The organism is Cystobacter fuscus (assembly GCF_002305875.1).
GTDB lineage: Bacteria > Myxococcota > Myxococcia > Myxococcales > Myxococcaceae > Cystobacter > Cystobacter fuscus_A.
The window spans coordinates 1,059,291-1,077,485 of the sequence record NZ_CP022098.1; the positions used below are offsets into that span (position 1 = coordinate 1,059,291).

The following is an 18,195-nucleotide window of genomic DNA, read 5'->3' on the forward strand; positions in this document are numbered from 1 at the left end:
GCGCAGGACGAGAGAGGGGGCGCTATGTTATCTGCGCCCGACATCCTTGGCTCGAGAGCGGTTGCGCTTATCTTCGCAAGAGCGAGGGAAGAATTTGAAAGGCGAAGCAAGGATCTATGAAATCAACATCTACCCGTGTCCCTTTCCTCTAGGCTGCTTCGGATGGCGGCGACGGATTGTTCGGCAGTTCGATTCCTTGGCGTGACGCACGCATCACTGATTGGTGCGCATCCAAGAGCCTTTTTAGATACGAACTAACGTTTTGATTGCTTTCTGGGATAAAGGCGAGCACAGGGCCTTTGTTTGCTATGAAGAGATCATCTTGTCGTAAAAGGAGTTTTGCTTCAAGCAACATGTTTATATCCCTTGCCAGCGTCTTGGGTGTTTTGCCCGCATACGCCTCAGCCACTCGCGGGCTCACCAAAGTCAAGCGAGAGCGCGGCTGCGGGCCATACTCCGCCAAGTCAAGAATAAGGTGTTTGCGCCGCTCGTCGCCTGATGAGTTCTTGTCCGCAAAAAGATCATAAACATGACTGCGCCAAGCCACTTCGAGTTGCTCAAGTCGGATTGCATCCACCTGGGTGCGAATCTGATCTACAAAGCCTTGTACAGCATATGAGATAAATGGCAACACATCCCCGCCAGACTTGCTGGCTCGTTCGAGTTGCCGATAGTACTCCATGCGTGTTGCATTGTAATGATTGCTCAAAAGATGCACCGCTGGAGAGGGCACGCCCGCATCAGTAAGAGTCTTGAACTCCAACATGCGAGCAGTTCGGCCGTTGCCGTCCCCGAATGGGTGAATCCAAGCGAGATACAAGTGGGCCAGTATCGCTTTGACAATAGCAATGACAACAGGACCTGTTTCTTCTCCTGCCTCGAAGTCAGGGCCATTAAGCCAATCACACATTCGCTGAAGCAGGTATTCGCAATCTTCTGCTGGTGGTGCTCTGTATGAACCAACTCCGACTGAGTGCTGACGCACTTCGCCCGGAGTGACATCCTCCTCCAACGACAGGCCATTCAGCACAAGCCGATTGAACTCTTTTATTTCCGCAACGGTGAGTTTTTTGCTCTCCTGGTTCATGCATTGATCCCACACCAAATTCATGGCGGAAATTACATTGTCCACCTCTTTGCCAAGGTATTCTCGTGACTTGGGCAATGGCAGCTTGCCCTCAATGCGTCGGGACACCTCTTCTTCCGACAAAGTGTTTCCCTCGATGGCAGTAGTCGCAAGCACGCCCTTGGCCAAATAGAGCTGGTGGAAGAAGCCACCCATGGTCGGCCGCAAGGGAGCGCCTGCTACATGGTCGCACTTCGAGCGAGCTTCACCAAGGAGCATCCAGAGTGACGGCGGCGCGTTAGCCAGATTGGTGGAGAACTTGAGCCAAGGATGGGTCTTTTCGTACTTTCTCATGGTCCTCTCCGTGTCCCTTGAGTTGTCCGGAAAATTCCGAGTAAATTCAAGTGTTTATAGTGGGGTTCAGCTCGTCTGTGTCCGGTAGAATGTCCAAGGCGAAGGGGCAGCATCTTGTCCATTTTTTTGTTTAACCGCAAGTCCCAAGGTATGCACTCAAGTCACTTATCTGCTTGGTGTAGGTGATTGTAGTGAGGGGTGGTGTGTGTGGCGAGTTCCCGGCTAGGCGAGGGGGCGAGCAACGAGCAGGCGGCTAAGTGCTTTCTGAGGTGGGGCACACTCTTGGCGATTTGCACCTGAACGCAGGTATGGAGCAGTGCTCCACTGAACTAACTAGCGGGCGCAGGAGTGACTAGAGCCATGGGTGGAACGCGGCATTTATTGTTTGGGCCTGTCCTCGCGTTCAACTAGTAGATAGTCGGCGGTCTGGACTAAAGGGCTATTCTGCGGTCTTTTGGGCTCTAAAGCCATCGAGTTCCAAAAAATGGATAAGATGGATAAGGTCGAAACTCGAAGTGGATTGACACGTTGTTTGAAGAGCAGTGGGAGAATCAATCCGTGCGCGAGTTGCTCTTCCCTACTACCTCAATCGAGCCGAGCCTCACGCCGTCCGAGCCCTGGGCAGGGGAGCGCGGAGAGATTGATGCCCCATGGTCCAGCCCACGGAGAAGCAGCATGCTTGGGCGGCGGGCTACCAAGTGCGAGTCTTGGATGGCACCCCGCCAGCCAGAAAAAGTGTGAAACTCGAACTCTTAGGATACGCCCGGATATCACCGATGCATCCGTTCGGGTGCTCTTCGAACTCAAAGATGAGGAGTCGGTTTGGTAAAACGTGTGTCATGGCGACCGAACGGCCCTCTTCGCTGAAACTGCCGTCCTTCCTGCATGGCACCCTCCGTTCGGTCCAGCAGAGGACGAGGCGAGAGGGATTGCGGTGTGGCGAGCAATACCGAGAGGTCGGCACCTTTTCCCAGCCTCGGCAGATGCGAGAGGTGCCTTCAGGTGAAGTCGTGGTGGCGCACGAGGTGGTGGACTTCCAACGCGAACGCTTGGCCTGGCGGCTGTACATGGTGTCGCATGTGATGGTCGCCTTGTCCGAACCTCCACAAAGTCCGTTCCCCGTGAGGAATTATTACGAGGCGCTCTGTCGAGAGACGGCCTGGGGCGCGCTGTTCTTCGCGACGACGCACATGGGCCCGGTGAGCGCGGAGCGAACGGCGAAGCGCCTCCAGGCCGTGCTGCGCTTCTGGGAGCCGCTCCAGTCCGCGCGCTATCTCTTCAAGAACCCGCGAATGGCACACACCCTGGAGGAGTTGATGCTGGCTTCTTGCGACTGGGCCATGGATGCGTGGTGCCCCTTGGGAGACGCCTCAGTGCGGACGCGCTTGGAAGTGGCGGCCGAGCGGATGGCGAGCGCGACTCGGGAGGACTGCATCGAGGCCATCTTCCGGGAAATGCCGCGAGCGCTCGCGCACGCGGGCCAGTTGACGCACCGACACGTGGTGGCGAACCCCACCTTCCAGCGTGAACGCCTCGCCACGCTCGATGCGTGGTCCTTCGAGCGGGTGTCCAGTGCGTGTACGGCGGATCTGATCTGGCTGTTGCATCATTGGGACCGTGAACTCGACAGGCAGTAGAGAGCCTTCAGCACTCGCCTCTGCTGTGCGGCACGGGGGTGTTCAAGGAAACGTCACGCCGCGCACGGTGAGGGTCCGGGTTCCTTCCGCCTCCGTCAGCCGCAGCAGGAAGGACTCCTGGGACTGGGGCTCGGGGGCTTCCGCTTCCACCACGATCTGTCGCAGGTCTCCCGGACGGAGCACGCCCGGCGATTGCCAGGTGCGGAGCACGCGCAGGGAATGCCCTTCCTCGGTGACCAGCTCGGCCGACTTCACCCGCCAGGGCTGTTGATGGGATTCATCCAGCCACAATTCCACCGCGACCCGGCCGATGGCCCGGTAGCTGTAGGCTTCCTTCACGAAAAGGCTGTCCGCGGGCGACTGGGGGAGGTCGGAAAAGAAGTCCAGCGAGCGGATGCCGATCCCCTTCTTCACGAGCCTGGCACTGAACAGGCCCACGAGGTCTTCCTGGCATTTTCGCGTCGTTTGTCGCCCCAGTGCCGTCTCGCAGTGCTCAGCGCGCTCGCGTGCCTGTCTTGCTTCCTCCTGGAAGAATGAGGCCGAGAGTGGTTTCCGGTCGACTCGGACTTGCCGTTCCACCTGGTCGGCGCGCACCACCAGTCGGAAGGTGGTGTTCTCCGGGACGTTGTTGTCCGCGAAGCCCACCACCAACATCACTGTCTTTCCCGGTGGCGCCATCGCGGAGGGGAGAAGGGTGATCAACCCAGCGTTTTCATCCACCATCACGGACTGGAAGAGTTCGCGCTCCTGGACCGTGACGCTCCCTCTGCGCAGAGGCGCGTTGAACATCAGGTTGGAGGCTTGATTGGGGCTGATGCGAACCTCCCAGTCCTGTCTGGCTCCGTCTGCTGTCAGCTCGATGTGACGCTCGTCTGGCAGGGCGGTCTGTCCTGGGACGATTCCGGACGCGCTGGGCGCACCCGCGAGGAGGTGAAGCAACAAGAGCGTAGTCGGAAGAGACGGCGGCATGTGTCAGACCTCCGGGGTGGTCAGAGTACCAGGGACTTCTGACGTTGGCCGCGCTGTTCGTCTACTCGAATCGCTTCACGGCTCGCAGCGTGGGCCACGCTCGAACGAGGGCGGTGTCCCGGGTGCTGCCCTTCTCCTTGACGAGGCCCTTGCGCATGTAGCCCAGCCAGAGCTCCGCGCAGATGGGATAGGTGTGCCCATCCGCGGTGTGCGCCTGGGTGAATCGTCCGTGGACGAGGGTCTCTCCGAAGAACAGCTCTCCCGTGAATCGGGTGGTGCGGGTCGGGAGCTCTCCCCAGGTCATGAGGCTGATGACCGTCACGGGGCCGGGGCGGACCTCGGCGTTCTTCAATCCTGGATTGGGGAACTCCACGGTGGGCTCGACCGGAACATCGAACATGCCCAGCTTCTGCATGGTCTCCACCGCGCCCTCGGGGCACTCGGCGGGGGTCGGCTCGGCGTAGAAGCGCCGCAGCTCCTGGCTCGGGCCAGCACAGGACGCCTGGGCGAGGGCGGCGGCCGTGGTGCAGGCCCACACGAGCTTGCCGAGCACGGGTGTCTGGGAAGAGGAGGGTGCAGGGGATTGAACGGGAGACGGAGTCGAAGTGCTCACGCGCGTGCTGTCCTTCCAGGGCGTCGCGCTGGCGACGGGCACAGGGATTTCCGCCCACCACTCGGGCGCTGCGCCATGTCCACCTTCGGGTGGCTCGCCAGGAGCCGCCACTTCCTGGCCGGAGTGCGCAATCCCTGGCGGGGCAAGTCCCGAGACCGGAGGTGGCAGGCAGAGCGAGCCCCCGAGGACGAAGGTGGCCAGGGTCCCGGACCAGAGACGGGTCCGCTGGGACGCGGGGGTGGGGGAAGTGGTGGCCGTGGAGGCCTCCTCGGGAGGCAGGGCCCTGCCGCGCAGGGGACGCCGCAGGGCCTGGGCCGCGAGCCGCCATGCCCGATCGCGCAACTCTCCCCAGTCGAGCCACACCTCCTGCGGGGTGCTGGCATCGTCCTCCTCCCACTCCTCGCAGAGCGCCACGTCCCAGGTGCCATCCGCGCTCGAGAGCAATGCCTCCACTTCCTCCCCCACGGCCTGGGCGCTCTGGGGGCGTGCGGCGAGCGACTTCTCCAGCATGCGCAGGCACAGCTCGCTCAGCGCGCGGGGCACGCGCGGGTTGAGCATATGAGGGGGCTCGGGGTGGTGCTGGAGGATGACGTTGGCGAGTGCGCCCTCGTCGGGCACGTTCGTGTAGAAGGGGTGGACGCCCGTGAGCAGCCAATAGAGCACCACCCCCAGCGCCCACAGGTCATCCGAGGGACGCCCCGGGGAGTGCTCGCCCAGGTGTTCGCGCCGGAAGCGCAGCGCCTCGGGGCTGCGGTAGCGGGGCGTGCCGGGCATCGCCAGGGGGTGGGTGATGTCGAGCGCGCCCCAGTACGTGCCCACGCCGAAGTCCACCAGCACCGCGCGCCCGTCCTCGTGCCGCACGAGCACGTTGTCGCCCTTGATGTCCCGGTGCACCACACCGGCCCGGTGCACCCGCACGAGCTGTCGTGCCACGTCCGCCAGCACGCGCGCGGTCTGCCTCGCCGTGGGATTGTGCTCCCTCGCCCAGTCGGGGAGGGAACGGCCATGCACATAGGGCATGACGAGGTAGAGGTAGCGGGGCCGCGCCGAGGGCCACGGACCGCACGCGGACACCCCCACCTCTTGCATGCGCCGCAGCCGCAGCCGCACCTCCAACTCGCGCCACGCCCGGTCCTCGTTCCCCAGGGGCAGGAACTTGAGGGCATGGAGTTGTCCGTCTCGACGGGCGCGGAACACGGTGCCCTGGCCGCCCTCTCCCAGCCGACGCTCCAGCCGGTAGCCATCCACGACCTCGCCCACGCACGGTGGCTCCTCCCCTCGCGCTGCCCGCTCCATGCACATGACCTCCCGAGTGGGCAAGTCTAACATGACCCCTGACGCCCGATGGGAGTCTTCCATGGGGCATCCGAAATCCCGGAAGGCCGCCCTGCTAGACTCCCGCCCCGCATGGCACAGCCGAAGCACACCGCCGAGATCTACGCCGCCCAGCACCGGGGCGATGCGGACCACTACGCCACCTACTTCGCGGGCATGGACGCCTCCATGCAGCAGAAGGTGGCTCTCACCACCGCGCACTTCCCCACGCGCGGCCGGGTGGCCGACATGGGCAGTGGCTCCGGCCGGGGCACCTACGATCTGGCCTGTCTCTACAATGGCTTGGAACTGGTGGGCGTGGACATCAACCCCGTGTCCGTCGACATGGCCCACACCACCTACCAGCGCCCCAACCTGCGCTTCGTGGCCGGGGACATCGCCGACCCCGTCTTCCCGCCCGAGTCCCTCGATGGCGTGCTCGACTCGTCGGTGCTCCACCACGTCACCAGCTTCAATGACTTCTCCCTCGCCCGGCTGGAGACGTGTCTGGACAACCAGGTGCGCGCGCTGCGCACCGGCGGCGTCATCATCATCCGCGACTTCGTCATCCCCGATGGCCCCGATGAGGTCTGGCTCGATCTGCCCACCACGGATGGCGTCGCGGGCGGCGACGTTCCCACTCTGTCCACCGCCGCGCTCTTCGAGCGCTTCGCGCGCGACTTCCGCTGCGGCGTCAACCGCTCGGGGCCGGTTCCCTATACGCGCCTCGCCTCGCCCCACGCGGGCCATGTCCGCTACCGGCTCGCCCTGCGCGCCGCCAACGAGTTCATCCTCCGCAAGGACTACCGCGCCGACTGGGACGTGGAGCTGCTCGAGGAGTACACCTATTTCTCCCAGGCGGACTTCGAGGCCGCCTTCCGCGCGCGCGGGCTGCGCATCCTCAGCTCCATGCCCATCCGCAACCCGTGGATCCTCGCCAACCGCTACGAGGGGCGCTTCCACCTGTCGGGCGTGGACGGGCGGCCTCTGCCGTTTCCCCCCACCAACTACCTCATCGTGGGCGAGAAGGTGCCACCGGGCGCGGGCGTGGAACTGCGCGAGGAGCACTCCGAGCCGCTCACCACGCCCCGTTTCCTGTCCTTGAGCACCTGGCGCCACGAGGTGTCCCGCCAGGTGTTCGAGCTGGTGGAGCGGCCGGGGCGCACGCTGGACGTGCTGCCCTGGTTCCGGCTGGACGGCCAGGTGTTCGTGCTCGCCAAGAAGGGCTTTCCGCGGCCCATCGTCAACGCGTGCGCGGACCATCCCAACCTCGGCGGCGCGGCGCTCTCGGGCTATGTCACCGAGCCCCTCGCCGCCATCACCCTCGGCGGGGAGGCCGCGCCCCAGGCCATCGCCCGCATCCTGCGCGAGCGCGCCGGGCTGGGCGAGGGCCATGTCCTCCACGTGAGCGAGCCGGTGCGCTACTTCACCTCGCCCGGCGGGGTGAACGAGCGCGTCTCCGCGTACCTGGTGGAGGTGCTCCCGTCGGATGCTCCGCCCGCGCTCGACTACGGTCCGTTCACGAGCGCGGGCTCGGTGCGCGAGCTGGACGCGCGCCAGGTGCTGCGCGCCTGCCACGTGGGCGGCATGGTGGACGCGCGCCTGGAGATCAACATCCACCGGCTCCTGCGCCGGCTGGGCGCTCCACCGGGGCCGTGGATTGGCGCCCCGCTCGCGCTCACCGAGCAGCCCCACGGGCCCCGGGAGGCGCCGGACGCGCTCACCCCCGAGCGCCGCGCCGTCTTCTCCGCGCACGATGACGGAGCCACGGGCTACCTGGCCCCACGCACGGGCACCTTCACCGAGCGGGATGCCCAGGGGCGCGTGCTCGCGAGCGTGCCCCGCGAGTACCTCGTGCCGGGTGGGGCGAGCCGCAACACGGCGGTGGCGCTGCCGGTGGTGCGCACGCGCGAGGGCTTCCGGGTGGGCCTGGAGCACCGCGAGCTGCCGGCGGTGCAGCACTTCACGGGAGGCGCGGGGCTCGCGGTGGTGCCGGCCTGGCGGCTGCCGCGCACGCTCTCCCATCCGTCCCAGGTGCCCGCCTTCGCGGCCGAGCGCCTGCGCGAGGAGTTCTCCGTGACGGTGCGCCGCGCGTGGGAGCTGGGTGGTCCCTACCACACGACGCCCGGGGTCACCCCGGAGCTGGCCTGGCCGTTCGCCGTGGAGGTCGAGGCCGACGCGGCGTGTGACTCCCGCCTGCGCTGGCTACCGCTGGAGACGCTGATTTCCCGGTTGGATGACGTGCAGGACGCGCACCTGCTGGTGGTGGCGTGGCGCCTCGCGCACGCGCTGGGCGTGCTGGGCTGAGCGCGCGCTCTAAGAGGCGGGCGCGGCGGAGCGCTGCTCGGCGGGCGCCAGGGGCAGCCGCACCGTGGCCACCGCGCCGCCTCCCTCGCGTGAGCGCAGCGAGATGCGGCCGCCATGCCGGCGGACGATTTCCCGCGACACGTACAGCCCCACGCCGATGCCCGAGATGCCCGTCAGCTCGCGCCGGTCCCCGCGCTCGAAGCGGCCGAAGAGCTGCTCTTCGTCCTCCACCCGCAGGCCGATGCCCCGGTCGCTCACGCGCAGCTCCGCCTCACAGCCCGCCACCTCCTGGAGCTCCACCTCGATGACGCCGCCCGTGGGGTTGTACTTGATGGCGTTGGACACGAGGTTGTGCACCACCTGCTCCAGGCGCAGCTCGTCGAAGTCGCCCAGGAGCGGCTGAGCGGTGAAGGCGAGCGTGTGCAGGGGCGAGGCGGCCACGAGCTCCTCGGCCACCCGCCGCACCACCTCGCTCAGGTCCAGGCGCGTGCGCTGCAGGGGCAGCTGCTCCAGGCCGAGCTGCGAGGCATCCAGCAACTGGTTCACCAGGCGTGTCACCCGGTCCACCTGCCGGCTCACGTTGTCCAGGCGCTCGCCGTGCTCGCCGCCCAGCTTGCGCCGCAGGAGCTGCACGTGTGCCTTGAGCGCCGTGAGCGGCGTCTTCAGCTCGTGCGAGGCGATGGACAGGAAGGCGTCCTTCTCCCGGCTGGTGCGCTCGATGGCCTCCATCTGCCGCGAGAGCTGCCCGGTCATGCGATCGAACGTCTCCGCGAGCTGGCTGAGCTCGCGGGGGGCGTCCTGGGCGGCCTCGGAGGCGCGTGCCATGCGCTCTCCGGCCGCCTGCCGGGCCGCCGCGTCGGACACGGCCTGCACCGGCGCGACGATGGTGCGCGTGAAGACGAGCGCCAGCAGCACCGCGGCCCCGATGGCCAGCACCATGGTGCCCAGCAGGCTGAAGTAGGCCCGTTCCACCTCGCGCTGCAGCCGGGTGCCGGGCTGCTCCACCACCACGCGCCAGCCCAGGGAGGGCACCGTCACCATGCCGAAGTGGTGCAATTGCCCCACGCGCAACACCGGCGAGCCCTCCTCCTCGGTCGAATAGGTGCCCGTGCCGCCGCTGGTCACTTCCTCCAGCGCGCGCGCCAGGGGGGTCGCGGTGATGTTGCGCAGCGGCTCGTGTCCCGTCCCCGTGATGGCCGAGTCGAAGACCACGCTGCCGCGCGCATCGGTGACGCGGATGCGCCGGTCGCTGTTCTGCACCTGGGCGTGCGCGTGCTGGCGCAACCTCGGCAGGTCCATCGCCGCCAGCACGTAGCCCGCGTAGCGCTCGTCCTGGCGGATGGGGGCCACCGCCACCACGAGCGGCCCGGGGCTGTGACTGCGTCCGCTCAGCACGTCGCTCACGAGGGGCCCCCGTGCCTGCTGCACGAGCCGCACATAGGCGCGGTCGGAGTAGTCCGAGCCGGCCAGCGGGCGGCCCGACAGGTCGTGGCGCGGAGAGTAGGCCATCGCCAGGCCCTCGGGATTGCCCACGTAGGCCTGGTGCACCTCGGGCGAGTAGGTGACGAGCGCGTCCAGCTCGCCCTCGAGGAAGTGCTGGCCGGGCAGTTGGCCCCCGGCGGTGAGCCCCTGGGACAGCGTGCGCGCGAGCTGACCCACTCCATGCCGCACGTGCCCGATGCTGCTCTCGACCTCGTTGGCCACCACCCGGGCGGCGTGCAGGTTCTCCTCCTCCACCTGGCGCAATTGCGAGTCGTAGCGCTCGCGGCCCTCGGCCCCGCCCAGCACCAGCAGGGGCACCACCGCCCCCAGCGTGAGCGCCGAGCTGAAGGTCCGGCCGATGGAGACCTCCGCCAGCGGCGGCGGCAGGAGCGGCCGGAGGCACCGGCGCACGCGGGGGATGAGCAGCAGCACCTGGAGCACCAGCGCCGCCAGCAGCCCATTCACCGCCTGCTTCACCCCCGCCACCCGCACGCCCTCGGCCGGGATGCCCTCCACCAGGTAGTAGGTGAGGAAGAAGAACAGCGGGCTCATCAGCCAGTAGAGGGCATCGGCCACCAGGGGCGTGAGGCGCCGGCGCAGCGCGCCCACGAAGAGCCCCTCCAGCGCCAGGTTGAGCGCGCCCCACGGGTGGTGCCACAGCCGGATCGTCGCCAGCCCCGCCACGGCCCCCGCGGCGCCTCCACTCACCGGACCGAGCAGCACCGCGGTGATGAGCACCAGCAGGGGCCCGAGCAGCAGATGCACTCCGGGCAACACCTCCAGGGCCGCCAGGTTCAGCCCGCACCCGAACAGCCCGAGCGCCAGACCGTACCCGATTCGCCCCAGGACTTTCATCGGCGCCCAGGGTGCGCACCAGATGACGTCCTGGCAACGATTCTTTTGCCCTGACTACTCGCCCGGAGTAGGACGGTGGCATTCACGGATGGATGGGCAGGTGGGAACGGACGGCTCCTTCCCGAGCGTCTGGTTTTCCAAGGGCGCCCCCTTGCAGGGCCGGCTGGCGGACGCCTGGGAGAAAGCCTGGGATGGCCCTCGTTGTCTGGATTGTTGGAACGCCCGCCGTTCCAGTGCCCAGGCGTTTTTCCTCTTCTGCTCCAAAACTGGAACGCAGTGCCATGGCGGGGTTCGAATGGGACGGGACCCGTTGAGACCTCATCACGGAGAAATCATGAGCCACACCAAACCGTCCTCCCCCCCGGGGACGAAGTGGGATGGAGGCCCGTCGAAGTGGTCGACGGTCGCCGGACGCCTGTGCGTTGCCGCCCTCCTGTTGTCCTCTCCGGCCGCGCTCGCACAACCGACGGGGCTGGCCTCCTTCGAGCTGGAGCGGCTGGAGCTCAATCCCAGTGCGCGGGGCTCCCTGGTTCTGGGCACCGGCGAGCTGTTGCCCGAGGGCAGCGCGCGCCTGTCGGTGGCGGGTCACTATGAGAGCAACCCGCTGTCGCTCTACCGCGAGGGAGAGCGGCTGGGGGCGGTGGTGGGACATCGCGTGACCGGGCACCTGCTGGCGGCGTGGGCGCCCCTTCGCTGGTTGGAAGTGGGCGCGCAGGTGCCCCTGGTGGTCTGGCAGCGGGGAGACGATCTCTCGGCCCGAGGTGTCCCGGCGCTCGCGAGCGCGGGCCTGGGCACGCCCCTGCTCCACGTCCGGCTGGGCCTGCTCGCGCAACAGCGCCAGGCGCCGGTGGACCTCGCGCTCGAGCTGGGGGTGGGCCTGCCCCTGGGCAGCGCGGAGGCGCTCTCGCGCGATGGCGCCGTGCGGCTCGCCCCCAAGGTGATGCTGGGCCGCGACCTGGGCTGGCTGCGCACCGGCATGGAGGTGGGGGTGCTGGTGCGGCCCGCGGTCATCCTCGGGGATGGAACGAAGGTGCAGGACGAGGTGGGCAACGAGCTGCGTCTGGGCGCGGCGGTGTCCACCCGGGGGGCGGGACTGCGGGGTGAGTTGAATGTGCGGGGCTCCGTGCCGCTCGCCGCTCGCGAGTCGGGCTCCGTGGAGGTGCTGGCGGGCCTGCGCCTGCCGTTGGGCTCGTCCGCCGAGGCCTATGCGCTGGGGGGTCCGGGTTTTGGTAACGCCCCGGGCACGCCGGCCTTCCGCGTGCTGCTCGGCGTGGCCCTGGGGGGCCGCGACCGCTCGGCGGCCGCCGCGCCGGGGGGGCCGGATGGGGATGGGGACGGGGTGGTCGACGCGCGGGACAAGTGCCCCACGGAAGCCGGTCCGGCCTCGCGCCAGGGCTGCCCGGTGAGGGACGAGGACCGGGATGGCATCGCGGACGAGTTCGACAGGTGCCCCACGAAGGTGGGGCCGCCCGCGACGCTGGGCTGCCCGGTGCCGGTGAAGGACACGGACCAGGATGGCATCGCGGACACGAGCGATGACTGCCCGAAGGAGCCGGGTCCGGCCTCGAGTCTGGGTTGCCCGGTGCGGCTCGTGGACGCGGACGCGGACAAGGATGGTGTCGCCGACAGCGTGGATGGGTGTCCGAGGGAAGCGGGCCCGGCCTCGAGCCAGGGCTGCCCGGTGAAGCGCGCGGACGCGAGCGCGGGGGGGGACAAGGACAAGGACGGCGTGGCGGACGCCCTGGACAACTGTCCCACCGAGGCCGGCGTGGCCACCAACCAGGGCTGCCCGGAGAAGCAGAAGCAGTACGTGGCCATCCAGAAGGGCAAGCTGGAGATCAAGGAGCAGGTGGCCTTCGCCAACCGCAAGGCCGTCATCCAGCCGAGCTCCTTCGCGATGTTGAATCAGGTGTCGGGCATCCTCGGCCAGCACCCGGAGTTCGGGCGGGTGATCATCGAGGGACACACGGACAACCGTGGCAGCGCGGAGGCCAATCGCAAGTTGTCGCTGGCTCGCGCCGAGGCGGTGAAGGCCTATCTGGTGAGCAAGGGCGTGCAGGCCTCGCGCCTGGAGACCAGGGGCCTGGGTCCCGATCAGCCCATCCGCTCCAACCTGACGGAGAGCGGCCGCGTGGCCAACCGCCGCGTGGAATTCATCATCGCCACCCCTGAGCGCGAGCTGAAGTAGCCGACGAGGACAGGAAGACCATGAAGAACACACTCTTCACGAAGTGGCTCGCGGCCGCGCTGTGGGTGCTGGCGCTCGGTTCGACGGCGGCGCTGGCCGAGCCGGACACCTTCTATCTGGGCGATGGGCACAACGGCGCGTTCAGGGCGGGCTCCGAGAGCATCGTCAACAGCTATGCCCAGGTGGTGTCTCCCCTGTTGGAGGGAGACACGGAGATTTCGGTCACCGCCTGCACGGCGTCGCCCTGCTTCGCTGGCGGGGAGCTGGTGATGGTGTTCCAGACGACCGGCTTCCTGGGGACTCCTCCCCAGATAGAGGACCCCGCGCCGCCCACTTCGCTCAACAGCACCGAGGTGGGCCGCTGGGAGCTGGCGCGGGTGGATTCCGTGTCGGGGACGACGCTGAAGCTCAAGGCGCCGCTCGTTCGTGGGTACGCGGCGCAGGTGACCCAGGTCATCCGGGTGCCCGAGTTCACGGAGGTGAACGTGGGCCCCGAGGACTCCATCATCGCGAAGCCCTGGGATGGCAAGGTGGGAGGAGTCCTGGCGTTCCTGTCCACGGGCAACGTCCGCAACCTGGGAATGATCAGCACGGACGGGGCGGGCTTCCGGGGAGGTGTGTTCGTCGGTGACTCCGGTGGGAGCGGCTCGACGGGATGCTCGGGTGACGAGGAGTCCGCGCCCAAGGGAGCTCAAAAAGGAGAGGGCATCGCCAATACCTACCATGGGCCCGGCCATACGGGACGCGGCTACATCCTCAATGGCGGCGGTGGAGGTGTCTGCCTCAGGTCGGGCGGAGGCGGAGGCGCCAACCATGGCAAGGGCGGTATGGGAGGGTTCTCCTCCTTCACGGACGGGAGCCGGAGCGTGGGAGGCCGCGCCGGGGCGCCCATCCGCGACTATTCGCTCCTCCAGCGGTTCGTTCCGGGTGGTGGAGGTGGCGCGGGTCACGGCAGCCCGGCGTCCGTCCCGCGAGGGGGCAGCGGAGGTGGCGTGCTCTTCATCCGTGCCCTCTCCCTCTCCGGCACGGGAAGTCTGCTCGCGACGGGCTCCTCGGGCTATTTCAGCAACACGGAGGCAGGAGGAGGTGGTGGAGCGGGTGGCAGCATCCACCTGCGCCTGGCCACGAGCGCGGTCTGCGGTGACATCGATGCCAGCGGTGGCAACGGAGGAAGCCCCAACACCAAGCAGGTCGGTCCGGGTGGCGGTGGCGGTGGTGGTGTCGTCCTGTTGCAGGCCGCCAACGGTGCTGGCTGCGTGGCCGATAGCAGCAGCGTCCTGGGCGGCTTGTCGGGCAGTCAGAAGGATACCTCCGCGCCAGTGGGGGTGTCGTACGGTGCGGAAAGGGGCGCTGGCGGCCGGGTGGAGACGATCGATCGGGGCTTCGTCATGCCCAACGTGCCCACGGTGAGCGCGCCCGCCAACGGTACCTCTACGAACAGCGCGCACCCCAATGTCACGGGCACGGCCACGCCCAACACGATCGTGGTCATCTACATCGATGGCAAGGAGGCGAGCCGGGGGATCTCCAACGCGGCGGGTGGTTACGTCGTGGCGCTGTTGGATGCCCTCACCGAGGGTGCTCACTCCGTCCAGGCCGCGACGGAGCTGGATGGCGTCCAGAGCCTCAAGAGCACGGCGAATGCCTTCACCGTGGACACCCTTCGTCCGGAGGCTCCCGTCGTGACGGTGCCGGGCGAGGGTGACTTCGTGAGCACGCTGCGTCCTGTCATCCAGGGCACGGCCGAGGCCAACAGCACCGTGACGGTCTACCTGGACAACCGGCCTCCGGTCACCGTGACCGCGAGCGGCACGGGGGACTGGACGTATACGCCGGCTTTCGACCTGGCGCAGGGGGGCCACACGGTGAAGGCCACGGCCACGGACACGGCGGGCAATGTCAGCCCCGAGTCCAATGTGCGCGGCTTCAACGTGGACACCCTGGCGCCCGCCGCTCCGGTGGTGAGCACGCCCGCCCAGGGCTCCCATTCCAACAACAAGCTTCCCGTCATCACGGGCACGGCCGAGGCCAATGCCACGGTGACGGTCTACCTCGACGGCTCGGTCGTGGGCACGGCGCCGGTGGATGGCGCGGGCGCCTGGAGCTTCACCACGGCGGAGCTGACGGACGGCACGTACACGGTGAAGGTGACGGCCACGGACGCGGCGGGCAACGTCAGCCCCGAGTCCAACACCCGCACCTTCACCATCGATACGCAGGCCCCCGCCGCACCGGTCGTGTCGACGCCCACCGAGGGCTCGTATGTGACCACTCCCGTCATCATCACGGGCAGGGCCGAGGCGGGCAGTACCGTGACGGTCCTCATCGATGGCGTGCCCGTGGGGCTCGTCACCGCGAACGCCTCGGGTGAGTGGACCTATGAGGCCAGCGCGGTGCTGGAGGGTCCCCGCGAGGTGAAGGTCACGGCCACCGATGCGGCGAACAACACCAGCGCCGAGTCCAACACGCGCACCTTCATCGTGGACGCGACGGCTCCGCTGGCGCCGGTCGTGAGCACTCCGGCCGACGGGGCGTTCGTCAATACCCGCACGCCGGTCATCACCGGCACGGCCGAGGCCGATACCACGGTGACGGTGTATCTCAACGGCTCGTCAGTGGGCACGGCACCGGTGGATGGCGCGGGGGCCTGGAGCTTCACGACGGCGGAGCTGACAGACGGAGGGACGTACACGGTGAAGGTGACGGCCACGGACGCGGCGGGCAACATCAGCCCCGAGTCCAACACCCGCACCTTCCACGTGGACGTGACGGTTCCGGTGGCTCCTGTCATCACGGCTCCGGCCGACGGGGCGTTCGTCAATACCCGCACGCCGGTCATCACCGGCACGGCCGAGGCCAACACCACGGTGACGGTGTATCTCGATGGCTCGTCCGTGGGCACGGCGCCGGTGGATGCCTTGGGCGCCTGGAGCTTCACGACGGCGGAGCTGACAGACGGAGGGACGTACACGGTGAAGGTGACGGCCACGGACGCGGCGGGCAACATCAGCCCCGAGTCCAACACCCGCACCTTCCACGTGGACGTGACGGTTCCGGTGGCTCCTGTCATCACGGCTCCGGCCGACGGGGCGCTCGTCAACACGCGCGTCAACGTCATCACGGGCACGGCGGAGGCCAACACCACGGTGACGGTCTACCTCGATGGCTCGTCCGTGGGCACGGTGCCGGTGGATGCCTCGGGCGCCTGGAGCTTCACGACGGCGGAGCTGACGGACGGAGGGACGTACGCGGTGAAGGTGACGGCCACGGACGCGGCGGGCAACATCAGCCCCGAGTCCAGCACGCACACCTTCCGCGTGGACGCGACGGCTCCGGTGGCTCCAGTCATCACCGCTCCGGCCGACGGAGCGTTCGTCAATACCCGCACGCCGGTCATCACCGGCACGGCCGAGGCCAACACCACGGTGACGGTGTATCTCAACGGCTCGTCCGTGGGCACGGCACCGGTGGATGGCGCGGGCAACTGGAGCTTCACGACGGCGGAGCTGACGGACGGAGGGACGTACGCGGTGAAGGTGACGGCCACGGACGCGGCGGGCAACATCAGCCCCGAGTCCAACACCCGCACCTTCCACGTGGACGTGACGGTTCCGGTGGCTCCCGTGGTGATCGCACCTGACGAGGGCTCTCTGTTCAACACGCGCACGCCGGCCATCTCGGGCACGGCCGAGGCGGGCACCACGGTGACGGTCTACCTCAACGGCTCGGCCGTGGGCACCGCACCGGTGAACACCCTGGGCAACTGGAGCTTCACGACGGCGGAGCTGCCGGACGGCACGTACACGGTGAAGGTGACGGCCACGGACGTGGCGGGCAATGTCAGCCCCGAGTCCAACACCCGCGCCTTCCGCGTGGACGTGACCGCTCCCCCGGCTCCCGTCATCACCGCTCCGGCCGACGGGGCACTCGTCAACACGCGCGTCAACGTCATCACGGGCACGGCCGAGGCCAACACCACGGTGACGGTCTACCTCAATGGCTCGGCCGTGGGCACCGCGCCGGTGAATGGCACGGGGGCCTGGAGCTTCACGACGGCGGAGCTGGCGAACGGGACGTACGCGGTGAAGGTGACGACCACGGACGCGGCGGGCAACATCAGCCCCGAGTCCAACACCCGCACCTTCCGCGTGGACGCGACCGCTCCCCCGGCTCCCGTCATCACCGCTCCGGCCGAGGGCGCGCTCGTCAACACACGCATCAACATCATCATGGGAACGGCCGAGGTGGGCACCTGGGTGACGGTGTACATCAACGGTTCGTCCGTGGGCACGGCACCGGTGGATTCCGTGGGCAACTGGAGCTTCAGGACGGCGCAACTGGCGGACGGCACGTATGCGGTGACGGCCTACGCCACGGATGCCGCGGGCAACGACAGCCCCGTGGCTCCCGAGCGCCACTTCACCGTGGATGCGAGTGCGCCGGAGACGTTCATCGTCACCCATCCCCCGGAGAGCTCCCCGACAACGGACGCGGCCTTCACCTTCCGCGCGGAGGATGCGTCGTTTCCCGTGACGTACCAGTGCACCCTGGACGGTCAGTCCATTGCGTGCACGGAGTCCCTGGCGCTCATCGTGAGCGAGGGCAAGCACACGCTCACGGTCAGCGCGGTGGATGCGCTGGGCAACAGGGATGCGACGCCGGCTTCCTTCTCCTGGACCGTGGACACCGTCGCGCCCGAGGCGCCGGTGGTGGTGGCCCCGGCGGAGGGCGCCGCGCTGGAGTCCAACTCGCCCGTGGTCATCAGTGGCACCGCGGAGCCGGACAGCACCGTGATGCTCCTCTTGGATGGGCAGGAGATCGTGGTGAAGGCGAATGCCGCGGGCGAGTGGAGCTACTCCGCCAGCGGACTCGCTCCTGGCCCGTACCAGGTGACGGCCCGGGCCCGGGACGCGGCCGGCAATGTCGGCCCCGAGTCGGCCCCGCGCTCCTTCACCGTGCTGGACAGCGCGCGTGTGCCGGACACGGAGATCTCCTCGGGCCCGTCGGGCACCACGGCGGAGCGCGACGCGACGTTCACCTTCGGCTCGGAGCAGGGCGTGTCGTTCGAGTGCAGCCTGGACGGCGCGGAGTTCGCTCCCTGCACCTCGCCGGTGACCTACACCGACCTGGCGGAGGGCGAGCACACGTTCCAGGTGCGCGCCCGTGATGCCCGCGGCATCGTGGATGACACCCCGGCTTCCCGGACGTGGACCGTGGGCGAGGCGGACATCGCCTACCTCGGCGGCGGGTTCGGCTGCTCGGCCTCGGGCGGTGACTCCTCGCTCGTGCTGATGGCCCTGGGCTCGCTGCTCGCGATGGCTCGCCGCCGTCGCGCCGCCCACTGAGTCCCCTTCCGCCGTGACCGGAGGCCGGGTTCCTCTTCCCTCGTGGGGAAGCGGGGCCCGGCCTT

Annotated in this window: 8 protein-coding genes; 4 read left to right on the plus strand and 4 right to left on the minus strand. The window is 68.0% G+C overall.

The window, feature by feature from the left end:
• Window positions 1–148: 148 nt before the first annotated feature.
• Window positions 149–1,420 (minus strand): Fic family protein, encoded by a 1,272-nt coding sequence (locus CYFUS_RS04470; RefSeq protein ID WP_095984099.1) that lies wholly within the window; start codon window positions 1,418–1,420, stop codon window positions 149–151.
• A gap of 983 nt (window positions 1,421–2,403) precedes the next feature.
• On the opposite strand from CYFUS_RS04470, the gene CYFUS_RS04475 reads away from it, so the two are divergent.
• The gene (locus tag CYFUS_RS04475; RefSeq protein ID WP_232537366.1) at window positions 2,404–3,057 is read left to right on the plus strand and encodes a hypothetical protein; all 654 of its coding nucleotides are present in this window, start codon (window positions 2,404–2,406) and stop codon (window positions 3,055–3,057) included.
• A gap of 42 nt (window positions 3,058–3,099) precedes the next feature.
• Here CYFUS_RS04475 and CYFUS_RS04480 read toward each other — a convergent pair whose 3' ends face one another.
• Both CYFUS_RS04480 and CYFUS_RS04485 read right to left on the minus strand, forming a co-directional pair.
• Complete coding sequence (locus tag CYFUS_RS04480) at window positions 3,100–4,026, minus strand: DUF2381 family protein (RefSeq protein ID WP_095984101.1); 927 nt, start codon at window positions 4,024–4,026, stop codon at window positions 3,100–3,102.
• Between the two features lie 61 nt (window positions 4,027–4,087).
• On the minus strand, window positions 4,088–5,899 hold the full coding sequence (locus tag CYFUS_RS04485; protein ID WP_157758234.1) for a serine/threonine protein kinase: 1,812 nt from the start codon (window positions 5,897–5,899) through the stop codon (window positions 4,088–4,090).
• A 147-nt stretch (window positions 5,900–6,046) separates the two neighbouring features.
• Between CYFUS_RS04485 and CYFUS_RS04490 the strand changes: the two genes are divergently transcribed.
• Window positions 6,047–8,260, plus strand: a complete 2,214-nt coding sequence (locus CYFUS_RS04490; protein WP_198316454.1) for a class I SAM-dependent methyltransferase — start codon at window positions 6,047–6,049, stop codon at window positions 8,258–8,260.
• A 9-nt stretch (window positions 8,261–8,269) separates the two neighbouring features.
• On the opposite strand, the gene CYFUS_RS04495 is transcribed toward CYFUS_RS04490, so the two are convergent.
• Window positions 8,270–10,597 (minus strand): sensor histidine kinase, encoded by a 2,328-nt coding sequence (locus CYFUS_RS04495; RefSeq protein ID WP_095984104.1) that lies wholly within the window; start codon window positions 10,595–10,597, stop codon window positions 8,270–8,272.
• 334 nt (window positions 10,598–10,931) lie between these two features.
• Between CYFUS_RS04495 and CYFUS_RS04500 the strand changes: the two genes are divergently transcribed.
• Together CYFUS_RS04500 and agmC are read left to right on the plus strand one after the other, a co-directional pair.
• Window positions 10,932–12,785 carry an OmpA family protein gene (locus CYFUS_RS04500; RefSeq protein WP_095984105.1) on the plus strand — a complete coding sequence of 618 codons (1,854 nt, stop codon included), beginning with the start codon at window positions 10,932–10,934 and terminating at the stop codon, window positions 12,783–12,785.
• Between the two features lie 20 nt (window positions 12,786–12,805).
• Window positions 12,806–18,130 (plus strand): adventurous gliding motility protein AgmC, encoded by a 5,325-nt coding sequence (gene agmC, locus CYFUS_RS50300; protein ID WP_157758235.1) that lies wholly within the window; start codon window positions 12,806–12,808, stop codon window positions 18,128–18,130.
• Window positions 18,131–18,195: the final 65 nt, after the last annotated feature.